Raw genomic sequence first — 3,185 nt, forward strand, 5'->3', positions numbered from 1 at the left:
GCGAACCCCCCGCGTACGCGGCGAGCACCGTCACCGGCAGACCCTCCGGCAGAGGCTGCCCCCGCCGCAGCGAGGCGAGCCCGACCGCCGCGTCGCCGTACGTCGCGTACTCCATGAGCGCCGCCCGCCACACCCGCCCGCTCCCGTACACCCGCGCCCAAGGAGTCGGCGCCACCAGGCCCCGCAGGCCCGGCCCGACCGCCCGCGGCAGCCCCGCCGCGCACAGCACCGCCCCGCACGCGCGCGTGGCGCCCACCCGCACCCCGCGCGGCAGCAGCACCCGCGCCCGCTCCTCCACGCTGGAGTCGACCAGGACGAGCCCCGCCGTGCGCTCCGGGTACAGCCGCGCGAACGCCTCCGCGTGGAACCCGGCGAGCGAGTGCCCCACCGCCGTCACCGGCTCCCCGCCGAGCCCCACGGCGTCCAGGACCCGCGCGATCCGCTCCGCCTCGCCGCGCACGGTGGGCGCCACGCGCGCGGGGGCGCTGAGCCCCAGTCCGGGCCGGTCGAAGCGGACGACGGTGCGGTGCGGCGCGAGCCCCGGCACCACCCGGTCCCAGTCGAACCAGCCGAGCCCGAGCCCTGCGCTCAGCACGCACACCGGCCCGCTGCCCTCCACCTCGACGTGGTGCGGCACTCCCCCGACGCGTACGAAGGTCACCCCCGCCGCTCCCGGGCGGTCGCCAGCGACCGGGCGAGGACCGCGATCCACACCGCGACGAACAGCACCTGGAGCCGCTGGCCGATCCCGAGCCCCCAGGTGCCGTGCCCCGCCTCGAAGGCGGCGACGGACGCCAGCGTCCACCCGGTGGCGGCCAGTTCGAGGACGACGAGGGCCGGTCCCGTGCGGGCGAGCGCGGGCCACGTACCGGCGAGCGAGCGCCGCGCGGCGACCGTGAGCAGCACCATGGCGACCAGCGCCCCGGTGACCGCGAGGCTGCTGCTGACGGCGTGCGCGGAGTGCGTCCAGGGGACGGCGCCCGCCCGCTCCCGCGCGAGGCACCCCGCGTCGGCGGTCGGCGTGCAGCTCAGCGGCAGCCGCGAGTCGGCCGCGGTGGCCGCCCCGAACAGCGCGAGCCCCGCCCAGCCCGCCGCGGCCCACCGGCCCCGGTACGGCAGCCGGGCCAAGGCGCCCAGGGCGGCCACGAGGACGAACAGGCCCGCGAGGAAGTCCGCGGTGCGGAAGAAGGAGCCGTACGGCTGGTCCTCGGCGGCGAGTTCGCTGACGTACGCCGACAGGGGCGAGAGGCCGGTCGGCAGGAACGCCTCGGCCGCCCAGGTGCTGTACCCGAGGGCGCCGAGCAGCAGGAGCGCGGCGAGGACGCGCGGCCCGGCGGACCGGCCCCGGCCCGCCGTGGAGCCCGGCTGCGACTGCTCAGTGGCCATGGACGCTGCCGCCGTCGTCGATACGGACATCGGTCGACCCATGCTATTGGGACGCATGGGACGGGCGGTGATCGGGGTGGATCCAGCTCGGTTTGCGGTATTTGAGGAAGGCCGCGGGGGCCAGCACGCCGAGGGCGAGGAGCCCGCCGCCGACGATCAGCAGATACCGCCACAGCGGCCCCTTGCCGAACTGGTCGGGCGGCACGAATCCGATGAAGAGCGCGGCCAGCGAGGCGACGAAGCCGACGCCCGCGACGAGGGTGACGGCGGGGACCACGAAGCCGCGCGGCACGTGCGGCTGGGCCTTCCGCAGCCGCACGACGGCCACGAACATCAGCAGGTAGGCGATCAGATAGATCTGCACGGTGATGACGGAGAACATCCAGTAGGCGCTGGAGACGTCGCTGCTGAAGGCGTAGAGCACGCCGATCAGGGTGGTGACGACCCCCTGGGCGACCATGATGTTCCGCGGGACGCCCGCCTTGTTGAACTTCTGCAGGAAGGGCGGCAGATAGCCCTCCTGCCGCGCGAGCGTCACCAGCCCCTTGGCGGGCCCGGCGAGCCAGGTGAGCATGCCGCCGAGCGCCGCCATGACGAGCATGATGCCGACGACCTTCGTCATCCAGCCGATGTGGAAGTGGTCGAAGAACGCCTGGAAGGCCTGCATCAGACCGGCGGTCAGGCTGAGCTCCTCCGACGGCATGACCCAGCTGATGGCCAGCGCCGGAAGGATGAAGATCAGCAGCACGAGCCCGGTGGCGAGGAAGATCGAGCGCGGGTACTCGGCGCGCGGCTGCCGCAGCGACGACACGTGGACGCCGTTCATCTCCATGCCCGCGTAGGAGAGGAAGTTGTTGACGATGAGGACCAGGCTGGCGAGGCCGGTCCAGGGCGGCAGCCAGTGGTCGGGGCTCATGGGCGCCGCGGAGGCGTTGCCCTGCCCCAGGAAGACGATGCCGAGGACGACGAGGACGACACCGGGGATGAGCGTGCCGATGACGAGCCCGAGCGAGGAGAGCCCGGCGACCGTCCTGGTGCCGCGCGAGGTGATCCAGACGCCGGTCCAGTAGATGACGACGATGACGATCGCCACGTAGAGGCCGTTCTCGGCGAGGCTCGGGTGGACGACGTAGGCGAACGTCGAGGCGACATAGGCGAGCAGGCTCGGGTAGTACGCGATGGTCATGGCGAACTGGCACCACACGGCGACGAACCCGAGCGGCTTGCCGAGCGCCTCGCTGACCCAGCGGTAGATGCCGCCGGACCAGCCGGAGGCGAGCTCCGCGCCGACGAGGGCCGTGGGCAGCAGGAAGACCACGGCGGGCAGCAGATAGAGGAAGACCGCGGCGAGGCCGTAGATGGCCATCGAGGGCGAGGGACGCAGACTGGCCACGGAGGCGGTGGTCATCAGGGCGAGCGTCACCCAGGAGATGAACTGCCGCGGCATGGCGGGGTCCGGCTCCGGCAGCGTGCCGGTGCCGGTCTGCTCCGGTTCGTCCGTAGTCGTCATGCGTTCATGATCGTCGCAGTGGTCGGGACCCGCATGTCGCGGGATACCCGGCGGGGGTAGGGTTCCTCCCATGGCGAGGACGAGGAGCCGCACGGGCCACGGGCAGTGGCTGCTGCTCGTCGCGCTGCTCTTCGGGATCGTGACGATGCATACGTTGGGGCATCCCTCGGGCGGGCACGACGGCGGCGCCGGGAGCGGCCACGGGACCGCCGGCCATGCGGTTGGCGCTGGGGCAGGTCGTGGGGCGGGTCCCGGGGGCGTTGACGGGGCTGGTCACGGGGGCGTTCGG

At 73.5% G+C, this 3,185-nt stretch carries 3 protein-coding genes; all 3 read right to left on the reverse strand.

Annotated features, from left to right (window positions below):
* Window positions 1-661, reverse strand: a 661-nt coding sequence (locus tag AOK22_RS38345) for an alpha/beta fold hydrolase (RefSeq protein WP_055703255.1), incomplete at its 3' end; no start/stop codon positions are given.
* Window positions 658-1,386, reverse strand: coding sequence for a DUF998 domain-containing protein (locus AOK22_RS38350; protein WP_079037112.1), 729 nt, complete (start codon window positions 1,384-1,386; stop codon window positions 658-660). The genes AOK22_RS38350 and AOK22_RS38345, both read right to left, overlap by 4 nt.
* Before the next feature lie 43 nt (window positions 1,387-1,429).
* Entirely contained in the window at window positions 1,430-2,896 is a 1,467-nt protein-coding gene (gadC, locus tag AOK22_RS38355; RefSeq protein ID WP_055703256.1) for a glutamate/gamma-aminobutyrate antiporter GadC, read from the reverse strand.
* Window positions 2,897-3,185: the final 289 nt, after the last annotated feature.

It is taken from the genome of Streptomyces silaceus, from assembly GCF_001419745.1.
GTDB classification, from domain to species: Bacteria; Actinomycetota; Actinomycetes; order Streptomycetales; family Streptomycetaceae; genus Streptomyces; species Streptomyces silaceus.

Coding starts and splice junctions, on each gene's coding strand:
- gadC (WP_055703256.1), bottom strand. CDS start 2,896: ATGACGACTACGGACGAACCGGAGCAGACCGGCACCGGCACGCTGCCG.
- AOK22_RS38350 (WP_079037112.1), bottom strand. CDS start 1,386: ATGGCCACTGAGCAGTCGCAGCCGGGCTCCACGGCGGGCCGGGGCCGG.